Source organism: Myxococcus sp. CA033, assembly GCF_013336625.1.
Lineage (GTDB): Bacteria > Myxococcota > Myxococcia > Myxococcales > Myxococcaceae > Myxococcus > Myxococcus llanfairpwllgwyngyllgogerychwyrndrobwllllantysiliogogogochensis.
Genome location: NZ_JABUMU010000006.1, coordinates 80980 through 100623 on the forward strand (window position 1 = coordinate 80980; position 19644 = coordinate 100623).

Below are 19644 nucleotides of genomic sequence, written 5' to 3' on the forward strand. Positions count from 1 at the left end.
TGAATTCAGAAGTCAGGAGCTCCCTCATGTTGACTCCCTTGCGTCACGCGGCGGTCGCGCTGCGGCGTCTCACCGCTCAGCCACGCCCGAAGCCCCCCCAGCCCACCGGAGACCGGCAGCACGGTTCCGCCCCGCTCCACCAGGCCCTGAAGGGCCGCTCGACGTTCGCCGCTTCCGCGCGCGTCGCTCGGGGTGGAGATCCCAGCACGGATGGCGACAGCCCCACCAGTACGCGCCCCATGGGGGGTCCCCTGCTTCCGCCCATCATCCGGGCGTTCTTCGAGCGGGTGTTCCCGAACCTCTTCCCGCCCTCGGGACAGGTGCGCTCCGATCCCAGCGCCGACCCCGACAGCCCCAGCAGCAGCCGGGGCACGGCTCATGGGAACGACGACACCACCGTGTAGGCGGTCAGCACGCGGCCCCCGGGAGACAGTCACCCCCGAAGGTGTCTCCCCGGGGCCACGCTCCGCCTGCGATTGTCCGAGCCCAGGTCTTGCTATGGGGTCTGGATATGTGGCCCCCCAGCCTCGCCGCGTCCCTGGTGCTGTCCGTCCTGGAAGCCTCCGCGCCTTCGTCACCTCCACCCGCGCAGGGGAAGGTGACGGTCATGACCTACAACGTCCTCTACTCCGCGCCGCCAGAGGATGTGGCGAAGTCGCTGGACCTCATCGAGAAGGAGGCGCCGGACATCCTCTGTCTGCGCGAGTTGACGCCAGGGTTCGCCAGCGCCTTCCGGAAACGGCTCGGGAAGGAGTATCCCCATGTCCGGCTCGTCCCCCGGAAGGGGACCTGGGGCGTGGGCATCGCGAGTCGCCATCCGATGACTCGCACGGAGCACTTCTCCCAGGAGCCACACCGCATGCCGGCCCTGGAAGCGGACGTGCGCCTCGCGGGGCGGACCTTGAAGGTCTCCTGTGTGCACCTGATGGCGCCGGGGGCCACGCATCGCAAGGACGACGACCTGGTTGAGTCCATGGCGAAGAACGCGGTGCTCCGAAAGGAGCAGGCCGACGCACTGGTGATGCGCTATTCGAAGGAGAAGGGCCCCCTGCTGCTGCTCGGGGACATGAACGAAGGCCGCTCGGGTGATGCGATGAAGACCTTCGCTTCCGCGGACTTCCAGCACGCATGTGAAGGGCCGGGCGAGAGCTGTGGCTCCACCTGGCCGGGCGCGGCCTCCGTCCTTCCGGCCATCGTGGAGATCGACCACATCCTCGGCCGGCGAATCACGCTGTCGGATGCCAAGGTGCTGCGCAACGGGGGCTCGGACCACGACGCGGTCCGTGCTTCCCTCGAGTTCCCACCGTGACGTCCCTCGCCGCGAGGGAATGCGAAACGCCGCGCTCCACCCGAAGGTGAAGCGCGGCGCCGTCACTGCCTCGCGAGCAATCCCTAGTTGCAGCCCAGCGGGTACGTCACCTCCACCAACGAGCCGGGCGCGGGGGCCGCGTCACGGTCGAAGATGATGGTGTTGGTGCGCGCGTCGTAGTGCCAACCCGTGGTGACCTGCACCCCGTCCACCTCGACGACGATGCGCGTCGAGTCGGCGGGCACCTCGGTCAGCGGGAAGTTGCGGTTGGGACCGAAGGCGCTGTTGGAGAGCTTCTCCAGCGACGCGGCCCAGTTCGGCGTGCAGATGCTTTCCACCACGCCGCCCGTCGCGCTCGCGAGCTGGAGGTAGCGACTACCAGAGCTGCTCGACGTGGGGCAGGTGGCCAGGTCCATGGGGCCGACAATCGCGTTGATGCTGAGCTTGGACTTGTCGTTGCCCTTCAGCGCCAGGAAGTACGTCTCGTAGAAGGACACCGGCTGCGAGCTGAAGTCCTCCTCGTCCGAGAGGAAGATGATGGCCAGCTTCGCCTCCTCGCGCAGGAACCCGCCGTTGCCGTCGTTGGCCAGAGGGGTGCGGACGTCATCCAGGTTGTAGAGCAGCGGGTCCGACAGGGCGCGGTGCGCCGCGTCCAGGCCCTGCTCGTTCCAATGACACACACCCACCTGCGTGTTGGCGGCGAAGACCCCCGCCGCGTTCGGCGTGTCCGGGGTGATGATGCGGGGCCGCGAGCCATCCACCGGGAACAGACGCCCGTTCTCTCCGCCCTGCGCGCCACCGGGGCACTCGGACCAGCCCCCCGGAGACGGGTCCAACCCCGTGGTGGTGACGCCGATGCGGTAGTCCACCGCCGCCGCGCTCGCCGCGCTCAGGAAGGCCGCGAAGTTCTGCCCCAGGCTCTGCTGCTCCTCCATCATCGAGCCCGAGTTATCCACCACGAAGAGGACGTCCACCTTCGCCTTCGACTCCTGGAAGAAGCGGTCCGTCTGCTCCGCCTTCGTCACGCCCCGGCCCACCAGGCCCGCCGTGTACTCGCCCCCATCCTCCAGCCGGAAGCGCAGCGCCGCCGCGTCATCCCCGTCGTCCGTCGGCGTGTAGCGCGCCGTCAGCTTCACCCGCGCGCCCGGGGCAATCGTCGCCGGGAAGGGGTTGGCCGACGCCACCTCGAACTCGCTGCCCGTCTGCTCCAACTCCATGCCCGCGACCTTCACCGGGCCAATGCACTCGTTGATGGCCAGCAGCTCCCGCGTGCGCGGGCCGCAGGACAGCTTGGTGATGCCGAAGTCCACCGTGGTGGGCTGCACCGCGAAGCAGCCCTTCACGCCCTCGCCCACGAGCGTCACCAGCGGATGTCCCAGCGACGGGTGGTTCACCCACGCCTCCGCGAGCCCCTCGAAGGCGCCCTCGGCCTCCGGCTTGAAGCGCACGACGAGCGTGGCCTTCTGGCCGGGCTGGAGCACGCCGTTGGGCACCGCCGCGGCGACGAAGGACGGGTCCGAGCCCGCCACCAGCTGCATGGAGGCCAGGTAGCACGCCTCCGCGCCGGTGTTGCGCAGCGACACGCCCAACGCCACCTCCGCGCCCACCGGCACCTTGCCGAAGCGCAGCTGCTGCGGCAGCGCGTACTGGCACGGCTTGAACGCGCGGCCCTCACCCTTCAGCTCCACCGCCTCCGTCGACGTCGTGCTCCCCGCCCGCACCGTGACGGCGAGCTGTCCCTCGCTGGCACCCGCCGCGCCCACCCGAGGGCTGAACGTCACGCCCACGAAGGCCGACTGACCCGAGGGCACCGTCACGCTGGCCGGCGCCTGCGCCAGGGTGAAGTAGCCCCCCTGCGCCGTGTCCAGCCGCAGGTTGTTGACGAGCACGCTGTCGCGGCAGCGGTTGACGACCTCCACCGCGCGCGTCGCCGTCATCCCCTCCGCCACCACGCCGAAGTCCACCTTGCGCGGCAGCACCGCCACGCAGGACGTGCCACCCTCGCCCGTCAGCGACACCTTGGGGCCCGGCGCGGAGGAGCCCTGCTCCCGCACCCCCACCTCCACCCGGCCCTCACCCGCGCGCCCCAGCACCACGGGCGTGAAGGCCACGCGCACCTCCACGCTGGCGCTCGGGGGCAGGATGCCACCGCTGAGCACCGGCTCGCTGACCACGCGATAGACACCGCCGGGATTGGCCTGAAGGTCGACGCCCGACCAGCGCAGGGGCTCCGTGCCCTGGTTGCGCACGGTGATGGACTGCTCCGCGCTGGCCCCCAGCGCCACGCGCCCGAAGTCCAGGCGCAGCGGCGTCACCTCCAGCTTGGAGGCCACGCCCATGCCCTTGAGCGGCACCACGGCCGGCTCACAGCCCTCGCACACCACGACACGCAGCTCCGCCGTCGCGAAGCCCAGTCGCCGAGGCGCGAAGGCCACCGACAGCACGCGCTGCTCACCGGGGGCCAGCATCTCCGGCTCGCCGCGCTCCGCGGTGAACTGGTCCGCATCCGCGCCCTGGACGGACAGGCCCAGCGCCGTGTCCACGTCCGACGTGTTGCGCACCGTCACCTGCCGCATCTCCACGAAGCCCATGGACACGTTGCCGAAGTCCAGCTCCGTGTCGGGCACCTCCAGGAAGGCCTTCACGCCCCGCCCGGACACCGGCACCTCGCCCTGCGAGTCCGCATCCGTGAGGAGCTCCAGCGAGCCCTGCACGGAGCCTTCGACGTCCGGCTTGAAGTGAACCTCGATTTCGCGCTCCGCCCCCGCGCCCAGGGTGAACGGCTCGAACGGAGGCACGGACACATTGGGGATGCTGGAGACGGCGCCTTCCACGCGGTACGACGCGCGGCCAGCGTTGGTCACCTTCAGCTTGAAGCTCTTGGTGCGACCCAGCGCCGCGGGGCCAAAGTCGATGGTCTCGGGGCGCACCACGAAGGCGCTCTTCGCTCTCTGCGAGGACGGGCGCTCACAGCCCATCCCAAAGACCAACGCCGCCGCCACCCACGCCACCCAAAACACACGTCGCATGCCTGCCTCCCCACGACTCCCCAAGCCCGGATCCCGCGCGGCCTCGCACCCCGCGATTCCGGCGGAGGGGGCGCTTTGCAACCCGAGTGCCCGGACCAAAGAGGGGTCCGAAGTCCACCGGCCAACGTGGCAAGCCGTGGGCCTGCCTGGGAAAGGGCCTTCCCCGACGTGGGAACAACATTTCCCACGGACCGGGTGGGACTGGAATTCCTTCAGGAACGGCGGGTAACAGTCAGGAGAAACCGCCACCCATCCGGGGGCTCAGGTCGCGGTGCGGGCCGACGCGGAGCGCCAGCGGTCCAGCATTCCCGTGCCCCAGAGAACGCCCACCATGCACACCAGGGCGCCCGTCACGGCCAGCGGCGAGACGGCCTCGCCCAGCAGCACCGCGCCCAGCACCCAGGAGAAGACGGGCGTCAACTGCGTGGCGACGCCGCCGGCCACCGCGGTGACGTAGCCAAACGCATACGTGAAGGTCATCTGCGCCACCACGGAGGTCAAACCCACGCCCAGAAGAGGAAGGGCGACATCCCAGCCGAGCGGCCTCCAGTCGTGCAGCGCGAAGGGCAGGCTGAACAGCAGGCCGAACAGACAGAAGGAGAGGAAGACGGTGGCCGCGTCCGTCTCGTGGCGCAGCGCGCGCACCACGACGACCGCCGCGCCGCCCAGCACCGCGGAGCCCATGCCCGCCCACGCGCCCAGGCCCAGGGTCAGCGACACGCCGCCGTCCATCGTGCTCCACATGACGAGCCCCGCGCCCACCGTCGTGAGCAAGAGTCCCGCGAGCAGGGGTCCCGTCACCCGCTCCTTCAAGAAGGCCCAGCCGATGATGGCCGCGTAGATGGGCCAGCACGCGTTGAGCAGCACCGCGGGGCCCACCGTCATCCGGTCGATGGCGACGAAGTACAGATAGACGGCCGCGCCGCCGAAGATGCCTCGCAAGCACCACAGCGGCAGGCGACCGAAGCGGGGCCCGCGGCCCATCACCGGATAGTAGATGGCGAGGAAGAGCAGGCCGATGAGGAAGCGGCCGGACGCCACCTGGCCTGGAGACAGGCGGCCGGAGAGCAGGCGGGTACACAGCGCCATCACCGCGAACAGCACGCTCGAGAAGACGAGCAGCGGCGTGCCGCGGAAGCGCACGGGGAGGACCCAGCGGGGTGTCATGGAGGGCGCCCCCTCTATCGGATTCCCCCGCCGTCCTCCAGTGCTCTCGGGCCGCACGCCTGGAGGCCGGCCTCGGGTGGGAGTGGCGGCGCAACGCCGCGCGTTGACGACCATCCACCCACCGTCACGAGTTTTCCCACTACCGGAACACCTATTCAGTGGTAAATCGCCCGCCCATCATGTCCGAGCCCGACGTCATTTCCCTCCGAGGCGCCAAGGAGCACAACCTCAAGAACGTCTCCCTGGACATCCCGAAGAAGAAGCTCGTCGTCTTCACGGGAGTCTCAGGGTCCGGCAAGAGCTCGCTCGCCTTCGACACGCTCTACGCGGAAGGTCAGCGACGCTACGTCGAGAGCCTCTCCGCCTATGCCCGCCAGTTCCTCGGGCAGATGGAGAAGCCCAAGTACGACACCATCCGGGGCCTGTCGCCCACCATCTCCATCGAGCAGAAGGCGGCGAGCAACAACCCGCGCTCGACGGTGGGCACCGTCACGGAAGTGCACGACTACCTGCGCGTGCTCTACGCCTCCATCGGCGTGCAGCACTGCCCCAACTGCGGCCGAAAGGTGGGCAAGCAGAGCGCGCAGCAGATTGTCGACGAAATCCTGAAGATGCCCGCGGGCAGCAAGGTGCAGGTGCTGGCGCCGCTGGTCACCAACCGCAAGGGCGAGCACAAGGACCTGCTCACCGAGGCGCAGAAGCGCGGCTTCGCCCGCGCCCGCATCGACGGGAAGCTCAAGAGCCTGGAGGAGCGCGTCGAGCTGGACAAGAAGTCCAAGCACGACATCGAGCTCGTCATTGACCGGCTGGTGCTCAAGCCGGACATCAAGACGCGGCTCACCGACTCGGTGGAGACGGCGCTGCGCGAGGGCAAGGGCACCCTCATCATCACCGACGAGGCGGGCGCGTCCACGTCGGACCGGGTGATGAGCGAGCTGAACGCGTGCCCCGCCTGCGGCATCTCCTTTGGCGACCTGACGCCCGCGTCGTTCTCCTTCAACAACCCGCTGGGCATGTGCACGGACTGCAACGGCCTGGGCACCCGGCCGGAGATGGACCCGGACCTCATCGTCCCGGACCCGTCACGCAGCATCCGCGACGGCGCCATTGAACCCTGGGCCAGCGGCATGAATCGCGGCGAGGGCTGGACGGCGGACTTCGTGGAGAGCCTGGCGAAGGCGTTCAAGATTGATTTGGACGTGCCCTACGGGAAGCTGTCCAAGCGCGAGCGCGACACGCTGATGAACGGCGGCAAGGGCAAGAGCTTCACCGTCGAGTGGGGCGAGAACGGCCAGTACAAGATGGAGTGGGAGGGGCTCGTCGAGCGCTTGATGCGCAACTTCAAGACGACCACGTCCGAGGCCCGGCGCACCGAGCTGCAGAAGTACTTCAGCAACAAGCCCTGCCCCTCCTGCAAGGGCGAGCGCCTGCGGCCTGAGAGCCGCGCGGTGAAGGTGCACGGACACTCGATTGTCGCCCTGAGCCGGCTGACCATCTCCGACGCGCTCGGGTTCCTGGGCGAGCTGGGGTTGACGGCGCAGGAGCGGAAGATCGCCACGGAGCTCTTGAAGGAGATTCGCAGCCGCCTGTCCTTCCTGGTCGACGTGGGCCTGGGATATCTGATGCTGGACCGCACCGCGTCCACGCTGTCGGGCGGCGAGAGCCAGCGCATCCGGCTGGCGTCGCAGATGGGCAGCGAGCTGACGGGCGTCATCTACATCCTGGACGAGCCCTCCATCGGCCTGCACCAGCGCGACAACGGCAAGCTCCTGACGACGCTCAAGCGCCTGCGGGATTTGGGCAACTCCGTCATCGTCGTGGAGCACGACGAGGAGACGATGGAGGAGGCGGACTGGCTGGTGGACTTCGGCCCGGGCGCCGGCGAGCTGGGGGGACAGGTGGTGTCACAGGGCACGCCGAAGCAGGTGATGGCGGACGAGAACAGCACCACCGGCGGCTACCTGTCCGGGCGGCTGGAGATTGAAATCCCCGAGCAGCGCCGCGCGCCCAATCCCAAGCACCAGCTGGTGATTCAAGGGGCGAAGGAAAACAACCTGCGCGACGTGGACGCGGTGATTCCGCTGGGCATCTTCACCGCCGTCACCGGCGTGTCCGGCGCGGGCAAGTCCACGCTCATCAACGAGATTCTCTACCCCGCGCTCGCCAAGCACCTGTACGACAGCCGCGAGTCTCCCGGGAAGCACAAGGCCGTGCTGGGCTTCGAGCACCTGGACAAGGTCATCGACATCGACCAGCGGCCCATTGGCCGCACCCCGCGCAGCAACCCCGCCACGTACACCAAGCTGTTCGACGCCATCCGTGAAGTGTTCGCGATGACGCCGGAGGCGCGCACGTTCGGCTACGGCCCGGGCCGCTTCAGCTTCAACGTCAAGGGCGGCCGTTGCGAGTCGTGCGAGGGCGACGGCGTCAAGCTGGTGGAGATGCACTTCCTGGCGGACGTGTACGTGCCGTGCGAGGTGTGCGCCGGCAAGCGCTTCAACGAGGCGACGCTGCGCGTGCGCTACAAGGGGAAGAACATCGCGGAGACGCTCGACATGAGCGTGCGCGAGGCCATGGAGCACTTCTCCGCGCACAAGGACCTCATGCGCGTGCTCCAGACGCTGGGCGACGTGGGCCTGGGCTACATCCGCCTGGGCCAGCCCTCCCCCACCCTGTCCGGCGGCGAGGCCCAGCGCATCAAGCTGGCGCGAGAGCTGGCGCGCGTGGCCACCGGCCGCACGCTCTACATCCTCGACGAGCCCACCACCGGCCTGCACTTCGAGGACATCCGCAAGCTGCTGTCCGTGCTCAACCGGCTGGTGGCCGCGGGAAACAGCGTGCTCGTCATCGAGCACAACCTGGATGTCATCAAGAGCGCGGACTGGCTCATCGACATGGGCCCCGAGGGCGGCGCGGGCGGCGGCCAGGTGCTCGCCGTGGGCACCCCGGAGAGCGTCGCCAAGGTTCAGGGCAGCCACACCGGCCGCTACCTGGCGCACGTGCTGGGCAAGAGCCGGCGCGCTCGCGTCGGCAAGCGCGTGGATGGCTCGACGCCGGTGCAGCACGCCGCACCAGGCTGAGCACTCCCACCGCATCCAAAACATGGAGCGGGGGGCTGAGGGTGCCTTCATTCACCCCCAACCCCCCGTCCACCTTGGAGGAAGACTTCACAGGTGGGGTGTGAGCCTCGAAATCATTGACAACGCCTGTTGCATTCTAGGGCCTTATCAATTCCTGTCAAACCAGCCCAGCCCGCTTAAGGTGTATCAATAAAGACGCACTGTCACCGGAACGGGGCCTTGGGCAGACGGGAGATTTCCGGTGGGACTGCGAAGCGGAGCGTGAAGCACGTGGCCCGCACGGGTTGAAGGCAGGCGGACCGCGAGGCCGGGTTGGAGGTCGCCCCTCCGTGGAGGAGAGGGCCGCCCGCCTGGACGAGAGGACGTGCCGCGAGGGGCTTCGGTGGAGTCCGGGCCCCGCGTTGGGTAGGGTTGGGCCTCTTGTCTTCTTGGAGCCCCCACCTTTCTCCACCAGGGAGCACCCCGCCTCATGGCTGAGAGTCCCGCCGCGCAGAACAACAAGTTCCCGCCGCAGATACCGTTCATCATCGGCAACGAGGCGTGTGAGCGCTTCAGCTTCTACGGGATGCGGAACATCCTCACGGTGTTCCTCATCGACTACCTGCTGAAGAACGCGGTGCCCGACTCAGGGCTGCGCGAGGCACAGGGCAAGAGCCTGATGCACACCTTCATGGCGGGGGTGTACTTCTTCCCGCTCATCGGTGGCTATCTCGCGGACCGCTTCTTCGGGAAGTACCGCACCATCCTCTGGCTGAGCATCGTGTACTGCGTGGGCCACGCGTTTCTCGCCATCTTCGAGAACAACGCCACGGGCTTCTTCGCGGGCCTGACGCTGATTGCGGTGGGCAGCGGCGGAATCAAACCGTGTGTCGCGGCCATGGCGGGCGACCAGTTCAACGAGTCCAACAGCCACCTGGTGAAGAAGCTCTTCGCCATCTTCTACTGGACCATCAACTTCGGCTCGTTCTTCGCGTCGCTGTTCATCCCGCTGTTGCTCAAGAACTTCGGGCCGGCCGTCGCGTTCGGCATCCCCGGCGTGTTGATGTTCATCGCGACCATCATCTTCTGGTTGGGCCGGCGCCACTACGTCATCGTCCCGCCGACGGGGGCCAACCCGCACTCGTTCTTCAAGGTGGTGGGCAGCGCGCTGAAGAACCGGGGCCAGGGCGGCCACTGGCTGGACGGCGCCAAGGCGGCGCACCCCTCGGAGTCGGTGGAGGGCGTCAAGGCGGTGTTCCGGGTGAGCGGGCTGATGCTGCCGTTCGTGCCGTTCTTCTGGATGCTGTTCGACCAGAAGGCGTCCACCTGGGTGGTGCAGGCGCGCTCCATGGACCTGAACATCCTGGGGTTCGCCTTCCAGCCCAGTCAGATGCAGTTCATCAACCCGCTGCTGGTGATGCTGCTCATCCCCCTGCTGACGGCGGTGGTGTACCCGCTGTTCCAGCGCTCCGGCTGGGAGCTGACGCCGCTCAGGCGCATGCCGCTGGGGCTCGTGTTCGGCGCGGTGTCGTTCATCATCGCCGGCTTCTTCCAGGTGGCGATGGAGAGCGGCACGGTGCTGAACATCTCCTGGCAGATCCTCCCGTACATCGTGCTGACGCTGGGCGAAATCCTCATGTCCACCACGGGCCTGGAGTTCGCGTACACGCAGGCGCCCCGGGAGATGAAGGGCACCATCCAGAGCGTGTGGCTGGTGACGAACACGCTGGCCAACGTGGCGGTGGCCATCTCCGCGGCGCTCAACATCTTCTCCGGCTCCGGGCAGTTCTTCTTCTACGCGGGCATGGCGCTCATCGCCGCCGTGGGGATGACGCTGGTCGCCCGCCGCTACGTGGTGCGCGACTACTTCCAGACGTCCGCGCCCCTCCCCACCGAGGAGCGCAACGCCGCGGGAATCACCGCCCGGTCGGCCTGAGAAAAGAGCAACGCCGGAGCCCTCGAATCTGAGAGGAGCTCCGGCGTCAGGTGCTTCACCCGAAGAGGCGCGCTTCCCTCAGGGAGCGCGCCTCTCGTCGTCTGGACTCAGGCCGCGGCCACCGAGGAACCATCCTGCGTCGACGCGCCCTGGGGCGCGGGCGGCTTCTCTTCGTCCGTGCCGTGCATCATCCGCTTCAGGATGGGCGCCACGCCCAGCAGGATGAGTCCCGAAAGGCCCGTGCCCAGGCTGATGTAGAGGAACACGTCGAACTCACCCAGCTTCTCCGAGTACGCGCCGATGACGCCGGAGAGCTTGTTCGCCGCTGCGTTCGCCAGGAACCACACGCCCATCATCGCGGAGACGATGCGCGCCGGCGCCACCTTGGACACCATCGACAGACCCACCGGCGACAGGCACAGCTCACCCATGGTGTGGAACAGGTAGGCCAGGATGACCCAGTGCGCCGCCGCCTTGCCCATCGTCGCGCTCTGGCTCGACGCGCCCAGCATGAAGACGAAGCCCGTGGACAGGAAGACGAGCCCCAGGCCCATCTTCACCGGGATGCTCGGAGCCTTGCCCCGAATCGACAGCCAGCTCCACAGCCCCGCGAACACCGGCGCCAGCGCGACGATGAAGAACGAGTTGAAGTTCTGGAACCACGTGGTGGGAACCTCCCAGCCGAACATCGTCCGGTCGACCTTCTCGTTCGTGTAGAGATTCATCAGGCCACCGGCCTGCTCGAAGCCCGTCCAGAACGCCACCACGAACACCGCGATGATGAAGATGACGACGATGCGGTCAATCTCGTCCTTGGAGAACCCCTTCTTCTCCGCGGTCCCGTTGGCCCGCGCCTCCAGCGACGGCTTCACCGGCGCCAGTCCCACCGGGCCCAAGAGCTTCTTCTGCATCAGCATGAAGACCACGAGGCCCAGGAACATGCCCACGCCCGCGGAGCCAAAGCCGTAGTGCCAGCCGTACTTCTCACCCAGGGTGCCGCAGATGAAGTTGCCCAACATCGCGCCCAGGTTGATGCCCATGTAGAAGATGGTGAAGGCGCTGTCGCGACGACCATCCCCCGGCGCGTACAGCCCGCCCACCATGGTGGAGATGTTCGGCTTGAAGAAGCCGTTGCCCACAATCAGGAAGCCCAGGCCCGCGTAGAACATCGTCACGTTGGGGAGCGCCAGGACGAGGTGGCCGATCATCATCAGCGTGCCGCCGAGCACCACCGCCTTGCGCTGACCGATGAACCGGTCCGCGATGAAGCCTCCGACGATGGGCGTCAGATACACCAGGCCGGTGTACGTCCCGTAAAGGCTGAGCGCCTCGCCAGTGGTCCACCCGAACCCACCGTTGACCTTGCTCGTGAGGAAGAGGACGAGCAGGCCTCGCATGCCGTAATACGACATGCGCTCCCACATCTCGGTGAAGAACAGGAGATACAGCCCTCGCGGGTGCCCCTGGCGGGCAGCGCCCGCGGCTACGGTTCCTTGCATGCCGTGGTTTCCTTCGCTTCGGTGGTCGGGTGTGACTGAAAGAGCACTTGACTGTAGCAGACAGCGCAACAGCTATGCGCAAGTGGACAACAGGGGCGGCCGAGAATTCCCCAGCCCCCTGGCCCGCTCAGTTCACGTCAGGGCGCGTCGTGAAGCCCGCACCTCAACCCAGCCGACCCACGCGCGACTCACCCTGCCCCTCGGAGCCGTTGCCTGACGAGGAGCGTCCCCCCGGGGGACGAAGGGGCAGGTGCACCTCTACCTGAGTGCCCTTCCCCGGCGTGCTACGGACCTGAATGCGCCCGCCATGGCTCAAGATGATGCGCCGGCTGAGAGCCAGGCCCAGGCCCGTCCCCTCGCCCGCGGCGCGGGTGGAGAAGAAGGGCTGGAACAGCCGCTCCATGTCCTCGGCGCGGATGCCCACGCCATTGTCGCTGATGGTGACGACGGCCTCGTCGCCCTGGCAGGCCGTGGCGACTCGGACGCGGCCCTGCTCGCCCACGGCGCGCAAAGCGTTGTCCAGGAGGTTGAGCCACACCTGGTTGAGCGAGCCGGGGTCTCCCTGGATGGGCATGGTGCATTCGTAGGCCCGCTCCACGGTGACACCCGAGGGCACCTTCCACGTCAGCACGCCGAGCGTCGAGTCCAGCAGCGTGTCCAGCGACAGCATGATGGGCGCGTCGGAGGAGCGGGTGAAGGCGAGCAGCGACTCGGCGAGGTGGCGGATGCGCTGGCCGCACTCCTCCATCACCTCCACCATCGCGCGGCTCATCTCCGCGTCCGGAGAGCTGTCCGACAGCACCTCCTTCAGCGGCGTCAGCGCGTTCATCAGCCCGTTGAGCGGATTGCGCACCTCGTGCGCGAAGCCCGACGTCAGCAGGCCGATGGCCGCCAGCCGCTCATTCTCCGCGGAGCGCACCGCCGCTTCGCGCAGGCGCAACTGCGTTTCGATTCGCGCCAGCAGCTCGCGCGGGCTGAAGGGCTTGCCCAGGTAGTCATTGGCGCCCGTGCCCAGCGCCTCCACCTTGGCGGAGACCTCCTGCCGCGCGGTGAGCAGGATGACGGGGATGTCCACCGTCGCGGTCTGCTCGCGCAGGGCCACCAGCATCTGGAGGCCGGACAGCACGGGCATCATCACATCCGACACGATGAGGTCCGGCCGCTCCGCCATGGCGCGCTGCCGGCCCTCCTCACCGTTGACGGCCTCCATCACCCGGTAGTGCTGCTTCAGCAGACCCGCGATGAAGCCGCGAATCTCCACGTCGTCCTCCACCACGAGGATGCGGGGCGCATCCGGCCCCGGCCCCGCGTGGTCCCTGGCTGGAGCCACCACGGACGCGCGGCCGTTGTCGGGTACGCCCGTTTCCAGCGACGGGAACGAGCCGGAGATGCGGCGCTCCCGGCGCACGGGCATCTCCGCGCGGCGGCGCTCGCGCAGGTCCTCGCGGATGTGCGCGCGGCCCTTGGGCAGCCGCACGCGGAAGGTGGAGCCCTTGCCCAGCTCGCTCGTCACGCTGATGCCGCCGGAGTGCAGCTCCAGCGTCTCCTTCACCAGCGCAAGTCCAATGCCCGTGCCGCCAAAGCGGCGCGTGCCGCTGTTGTCCGCCTGGGCGAAGCGGTCGAAGATGACCTTCGTGTCCTGCTGGGAGATGCCCTGGCCGGTGTCCTCCACGTCCACCAGCACGTCCTTGTCGTCCTCGTGCACGCGCACCGTCACCCCGCCCGTCTGGGTGAACTTCAGCGCGTTGGACAGCAGGTTCTGGAAGACGATGTCCATGCGCTCGTGGTCCACCTCCACGGGCGTCACCTCCTGCCCCTCCAGGCGCAGGTAGACGTCCTGCCGCTCCGCCATGGCGTGGAACGGCGGCAGCACGGTGCTCAGGAAGCCGTTGAGCTCCAGCGGCTGGTAGCGCAGGCGCGCCTTGCCCGATTCGAGCTGCGCCAGGTCCAGCAGGTTGTTGATGAGGCGCAACAGGCGCTGGGCGCTACGCTCCATGGTGGCCACGTGCTGCATGACCACTTCCGGGTTGTTCTCCTCGCCCCGGCGCTCCAGCGACTCCAGCGTCAGCAGGATGAGGGTGAGCGGGGTGCGCAGCTCGTGGCTGACGTTGTCGAAGAACTCGCTCTTGAGCCGGTCCAGCTCCTGCTGGCGCAAGAGCGCGTCGCCCAGCTTGCCGTTGGCCTCCTTGAGGGCCTGGGTGCGCTCCGCGACGCGGTCCTCGAGGGCCACGTTGGCGCGGAAGATTTCGTCGTAGCGCTGCTGCAGCTCCACCAGCGAGCCCATGATGGCCTGGTTCTGGGAGCGGAGCGCTTCGTCCTTGCGCTTCAGCTCGCGCCGCCCGTCCAGCCAGCCGCCCATGGAGAAGCCGGCGGTGGCCAGCGACGCCACGCCGAAGACGGGGTGCGCCCAGCCCAGCGCGCCAACGACGAGCCCGCTCACCGTGCCCAGCAAGAGGCCCAGGTGGTGGCCCCACTGCGACATCGGGTCCGCCCAAGACAGGTGATAGCGGCAGACCGGCGCGCCCAGCACCTGACACTCCGACTCGCGCACCTCCGCGGGCAGCAGGCCCCAGATGGTGGGGATGGAGGCGAACTGCCCCATGCGCAGCTCACAGATGTTGCGGCTCTTCTCCGGCGTCTTGCTGGAGTACGTGAGCACCAGCTGCTTCTGCTCCAGGAACTCCACGTGGAAGCTGCCCACGCGGTTGTAGCTGGGCGCCAGCTCGATGGTCTTCAGGTAGCACATGCGCGGCGAGCCAAAGGCCCGCAGCAGGTAGAACGCGAAGCCCATCGCCTCCGGCGTGGCCAGGAAGAGGCCCGCGTTGCGCATGAAGTGCACATCGCCGGACTCCTTCATCAAGAGCGCGGACAGCCGCTCCAGGAAGGGCAGCGAGATGTAGTTGGCGTGCGTGCGCAGGTACTCCAGCGACAGCGGGATGTCGTGCCGGGCCCACAGCGCCTGCAGCCGCTCCACGCCGTACGTGCGCTCGAAGTACAGCAGCAACGTGGACGTCGTGCGCACGCTGACTTCGGGGGCATTGTCGGGCGTCTCCTGCCCCCCGCCTGACATGACTTCCCCTATCCCTTCGCTCAAGCACGCACTCCCTCGGTGACGACCAACACCGAATACTTGAGCGTATCCGGATCTCGCAGCATCCGCAGGTAGGCCTGGCAGAACTCACCATAGGCGACCTCGGAGCCGAAGGCGGGCGTCACCACGGGAGCCAGCGCCGCGAAGCGCGTCTCCCAGTCCGCCAGGAAACGGTCATCCGCCGTGCCGGCGACGACATACTGGGGCGTCACGTGCACCCGGATGTCGCGCAGACCCGCCCGACGGAAGGACTGGAACAGCTTGCGCCCGACGAACAAGTCGAACCCCTGGGAGGCGAGCCCCCGCTCGAAGCACCGCGCGCCCTCCTCCAGCCCCGCCGGGAGCGGCCAGTTGTTGAGGCCCTGACCGTCGATTTCGGACACCACGACGCGGCCACCCGGCCGGGTGACGCGGATGAGCTCCGCGAGCGCGGCGTCCCGGTCCGACAGGTACTCCAGCACGTACTGGCTCCAGGTGTAGTCGAACGCGGCGTCGGGCAGGCCCGTGCGGCGGATGTCTCCCCGGATGAAGCGCGCCTGGGGCAGCCCCGCGCAGCGCTGGATGGCCTCGGCCAGCCGCACGTCGCTCAGGTCCATGCCCAGGACGCTGCCCTCACCGCCGACGATGCGCGCCATGGTCCGAGAGATTCCACCCGGGCCGCAGCCCGCATCCAGCGCCCGGGCCCCCGGCGTCAGCCCGGTGGCCAGTAGTAGCGCGCGGGCGTCGTCCGCCTGCTCCTGAAGGAGCAGCCGGCGCGTCTCCGCCTCGGACTCCATGATGTAGCTCAAGCCTTCCCCCGCGCCGCGCGGCCGCGCGCCCGCGCCTCTCCTCCCGTGCGCTGGACACGCTCGAAGATGGAACGGAACAGCTCCACCCACCGGCGCACCATGGAGCGGTGGAAGAACCACTCGGAGAAGCGGCCGTGGGACGTGAAGCCCGCGGCCTCCAGTGCCTTGAGGTCCTCGTCGGCCGCGAGCGCCACCACGGCGGAGCGTCCGTGCTCCCGGGCGTGCTCCTCGCAACGCTGGATGAGCGCGCGCACCGCGGCGGCCTCGTCCGGATGCCCCGGCTCCAGCACCACGAACCAGAAGGCATTGGTCTTCTCGATGAGGTTGATGCCCGGGCTGCCCTCTTCCTGGAGCGCGATGGCCAGCGGGCCCGTCTCGCCATCCACGACGAAGACGCGCCGGGCCCGGTGGAGCCCGTGGGCCGCGTAGCGCGACGACAGGGCCTCCAGCCGCATCTGGTCCGCCTGCAGGTCCTCCGCGAGCACGCGCACCACCTCGCCCCGCTCCCGCAGGAAGAACTCCAGGCGCGCGCAGTCGGCGTCGGACGCCTCGCGCACCGCGGGCAGCGAGCCCTGGGGCGAAGGCTCCGTGCCGTCCAGCTCCAGGCGCATGTACTGGAAGTGCCGCAGCCAGCTCAGCCCGTGGCTGTCCATGACGCGCAGCAACCACGTGCCGAGCCGGCTCGGCCACCGGTTGTCCTCGCGCCAGGAGAAGCGGATGAAGTCGATATCCTCGTGGGCCTCGCCCAGCTCGATGGCCAGCGCGGACAGCTCGTGGGCAATCTGGTCCTGCCGGTGGAAGCCCGGCCGCACCGCCAGGTGCTGCACCAGCCACGTGCGGGAGTGGATGCGCAGGCCCGCGACGTGCCCCTGCACGCCATCCGCGTCGTTGTAGACAAGCGAGCTGCCCAGCTCCCCGGACGCGCACAGCTGATGGTGCGTCCGCTCCAGGTCGTCGAGGTATCTGGCCTCGCCGCCGAAGGGGTAGTCCGGATGGAAGCCGTAGTGGGCCGCCTCCATCATCCGCCAGATGTCCTGGAACGGGAACCGTCCGCCGTCCGCCACCGTCTGGTTGCGCGAGGAGATGAAGGCGGAGAGGACCGCGTTGCGGACCGAGGGAGGAACCTCCAGGAACCGCACGCCGCAGCGGTACGGCCGCAGCGGGTTGTCCGCGCCCTCACCGGAGGACACCCCATCCACCGAGCGGACCTCCGCGCGACACGCCACCTCGCTGCCGTCGGGCAGCAGGAGCGACATGTCCAGCTGGGAGCCGGCGGGGAGGACTTCGCAAGAGGCGTCGATGGCGAAGGACAGGCCGCGGCTGCTCATGTCCAGCACGGAGCGCGTCATGCGCTTGCCGCTGAACGGCGCGCTGAAGGAGACGAGGAAGCGGTGGTCCGGTCCCGGGCGGAAGCGCTGCAGGCCCCGCCGGTTCTGCACCCCCAGGGTGCGCGGCACGCTCAGGGTGACGGCCCCCTCCCCTCGCTGCAGGACGCTGGTGACGCCCAGGTAGCTCTGCCCGCTCACCTCGAAGGAGAGGTTCAGCACGTCGCCGGCGGAGATGGGACAGCCGCCGACGTTGACACCCCTCAGCACCGAGCGGCCATCGACCAGGTCCACCAGGGGCGCCTCGAGGATGAACTGCACCGAGGGGGTGTCCGGGTAGTGCACCCACAGGGCGGAGCCCCGGCGGACCGCCTTGCGCAGGGCGGCCAGCACACTCACCGGGTCGCGCACCACGGCGAGGGGCGCCGCCGACGTCTCCTCCAGCGAGCCGCTCCAGGAGAGCCCCAGCCGCAGCGCGTGCTCCGCGCCATTGCGCACCGGACTGACGTGACGCACCAGGGCCCGGCGGGACTTCAGGACCCAGCGGCCCTCGCGTTCGATGTGCAGGTCATCCAGCACGGCGCCGGGAAGGAAGGCGCCTACCGACGCATCCATGGGGACCTGGAGCGCGGCGCCGAAGTTGCCCACGTCCAGACAGCGCGCGGTGTAGCCCCGGCCCAGGAGCCTGAAGCCCGCTTCCATCCGCGAGTTGGGCGTGACGCGCGCGGAGGCGCGAAGCTGGAGGATGTTGGTGATGCGCCGGCCCAGCTCGGGGATGGTGAGACTGTCGTCCAGCGTATTGAAGACGTGCCCCTCCGCGGCCGTCTCCACGAGCTCCTCCAGTCCCTGGCGGTCCGACTGCGCACACACGAAGACGCGCACGGCCTCCGGGGCGGCCCTGTCGACATGTCTCAGGAAACGCCGCGCGTTCTCCGGGGGCGCGATGATGAGGGTGGGCGCGGAGGACTCCATCCTCCGTGTGGCTTCGACCTGGGACTCCACCGCCACCACGCGGTGAATTCCCAGGACCTCGGCCAGCGCGGCGCGCCGGCCCTCGTTCGGATGCACAATCAGGACGTCCTGAGTGGGGACACTCATGCTCTCTCCTCGACGGGAAAGGCGTTCAGATGGAGAAGGGGCAGAGCCATCGTCTGCCCACGGGCCACAGGTCCGGTGCCGCCCCCTCTCCACCAGCCGATCGCGTGTTCTCGACCCCGAATGTGTGGCTTGTCCAAGCTTGACAGCAAGGCGACTGCCTCCCTCCGGGCCGACCCGGAGGATTGCGCGCAGTCTACCCTCTCCGCGCCGTCAGGTGATGCGACCATCCACCGCTCTTGCACGAAGGGGGACGGTGGCAGAGTCGACCCAGGGCGCGCCAGCGACAGGCGTCCGTCCGCCCGGCAGCCAACTTCCGACGAGGTGGCCTGGCACCGGCGGGCGAGTTAAATGTCGACCAGGCCAGGAGGGCCCATGAGCACCGAGGTGGATTACGCGCAGGAAATCCAGGAGCTCAAGCGTTCCATGAACGCTGTGATTCTTGCGCACTACTACCAGGAGAGCGAAGTCCAGGATGTCGCGGACTTCGTTGGAGACAGCCTCGCTTTGGCGCAGGCGGCGGAGCGCACGGAAGCGGACGTCATCGTCTTCTGCGGTGTGCACTTCATGGCGGAGACGGCCAAGATCCTGAATCCGACGCGGCAGGTCCTGCTGCCGGACCTGAAGGCGGGGTGTTCGCTGTCGGACCGGTGCCCGCCCGCGGCCTTCAAGGTTTTCAAGGAGAAGCACCCAGGCGCCTTCGTGGTGAGCTACGTCAACAGCTCCGCGGCGGTGAAGGCGATGAGCGACGTCATCTGCACGTCCTCCAACGCGGTGAAGATCGTGAACCAGGTGCCCAGGGACCGGCAGATCCTCTTCGCCCCGGACCAGCACCTGGGACGCCACGTCATGAAACAGACCGGCCGGGACATGGTGCTGTGGCCGGGCAGCTGCATCGTCCACGAAATCTTCAGCGAGAAGAAGCTGGTGGGGCTCAAGGTCGAGCATCCGGACGCGGAGGTCGTCGCCCATCCGGAGTGTGAGCAGGCGGTGCTGCGGCACGCGGACTTCATCGGCTCCACGAAGGGGCTGTTGGATTACGTGCTCAAGAGCCCGAAGCAGAAGTTCATCGTCGTGACGGAGGCGGGCATCCTCCATCAGATGAAGAAGGGCGCGCCCCAGAAGACCTTCATCCCCGCGCCCCCCGACAACGGCTGCGCGTGCAACGAGTGCCCGTACATGCGGCTCAACACGCTGGAGAAGCTCTGGAAGTGCATGAAGGAGCGGACGCCGGAGCTGACCATGCGGGAGGACCTGCGCGAGGCGGCCCGGGCGCCGTTGCAGCTCATGCTGGAGTGGTCCAGATAGAGCGGAATCTGTCGTCACAGCGGACATTTGCCAACTCG

At 68.3% G+C, this 19644-nt stretch carries 11 protein-coding genes; 5 read left to right on the forward strand and 6 right to left on the reverse strand.

Going from position 1 to position 19644, the window contains the following annotated elements:
* Positions 1-26 precede the first annotated feature (26 nt).
* Both HUA78_RS17660 and HUA78_RS17665 read left to right on the forward strand, forming a co-directional pair.
* Positions 27-404 carry a hypothetical protein gene (locus HUA78_RS17660; protein WP_174476781.1) on the forward strand — a complete coding sequence of 126 codons (378 nt, stop codon included), beginning with the start codon at positions 27-29 and terminating at the stop codon, positions 402-404.
* Between the two features lie 107 nt (positions 405-511).
* A complete protein-coding gene (locus HUA78_RS17665) occupies positions 512-1309 on the forward strand; it encodes an endonuclease/exonuclease/phosphatase family protein (RefSeq protein ID WP_174476782.1) in 798 nt (265 codons plus the stop codon).
* A gap of 83 nt (positions 1310-1392) precedes the next feature.
* Here the strand turns inward: HUA78_RS17665 and HUA78_RS47505 are convergent, their stop codons facing one another.
* Positions 1393-4338, reverse strand: coding sequence for a choice-of-anchor D domain-containing protein (locus HUA78_RS47505; RefSeq protein WP_174461878.1), 2946 nt, complete (start codon positions 4336-4338; stop codon positions 1393-1395).
* Between the two features lie 261 nt (positions 4339-4599).
* Entirely contained in the window at positions 4600-5505 is a 906-nt protein-coding gene (locus tag HUA78_RS17675) for a DMT family transporter (RefSeq protein ID WP_174476783.1), read from the reverse strand.
* Between the two features lie 179 nt (positions 5506-5684).
* Here HUA78_RS17675 and uvrA point away from each other — a divergent pair, with 179 nt between their 5' ends.
* Positions 5685-8585, forward strand: a complete 2901-nt coding sequence (gene uvrA, locus HUA78_RS17680) for an excinuclease ABC subunit UvrA (RefSeq protein WP_141647080.1) — start codon at positions 5685-5687, stop codon at positions 8583-8585.
* Between the two features lie 469 nt (positions 8586-9054).
* Complete coding sequence (locus HUA78_RS17685) at positions 9055-10500, forward strand: POT family MFS transporter (protein ID WP_141647079.1); 1446 nt, start codon at positions 9055-9057, stop codon at positions 10498-10500.
* 107 nt (positions 10501-10607) lie between these two features.
* Here HUA78_RS17685 and HUA78_RS17690 read toward each other — a convergent pair whose 3' ends face one another.
* From HUA78_RS17690 to HUA78_RS17705, 4 genes are all read right to left on the reverse strand, one after another.
* Positions 10608-11999, reverse strand: coding sequence for a peptide MFS transporter (locus HUA78_RS17690; RefSeq protein ID WP_141647078.1), 1392 nt, complete (start codon positions 11997-11999; stop codon positions 10608-10610).
* Positions 12000-12162: 163 nt separating this feature from the next.
* Positions 12163-15069, reverse strand: a complete 2907-nt coding sequence (locus tag HUA78_RS17695) for an ATP-binding protein (protein WP_174476784.1) — start codon at positions 15067-15069, stop codon at positions 12163-12165.
* Between the two features lie 20 nt (positions 15070-15089).
* Positions 15090-15878 carry a methyltransferase domain-containing protein gene (locus tag HUA78_RS17700; RefSeq protein ID WP_174454914.1) on the reverse strand — a complete coding sequence of 263 codons (789 nt, stop codon included), beginning with the start codon at positions 15876-15878 and terminating at the stop codon, positions 15090-15092.
* Positions 15875-18301 carry a PilZ domain-containing protein gene (locus tag HUA78_RS17705; protein WP_174476785.1) on the reverse strand — a complete coding sequence of 809 codons (2427 nt, stop codon included), beginning with the start codon at positions 18299-18301 and terminating at the stop codon, positions 15875-15877. Before HUA78_RS17705 ends, HUA78_RS17700 begins: the two co-directional genes overlap by 4 nt.
* A 372-nt stretch (positions 18302-18673) precedes the next feature.
* Here HUA78_RS17705 and nadA point away from each other — a divergent pair, with 372 nt between their 5' ends.
* Entirely contained in the window at positions 18674-19606 is a 933-nt protein-coding gene (gene nadA, locus HUA78_RS17710) for a quinolinate synthase NadA (RefSeq protein ID WP_141647075.1), read from the forward strand.
* Positions 19607-19644: the final 38 nt, after the last annotated feature.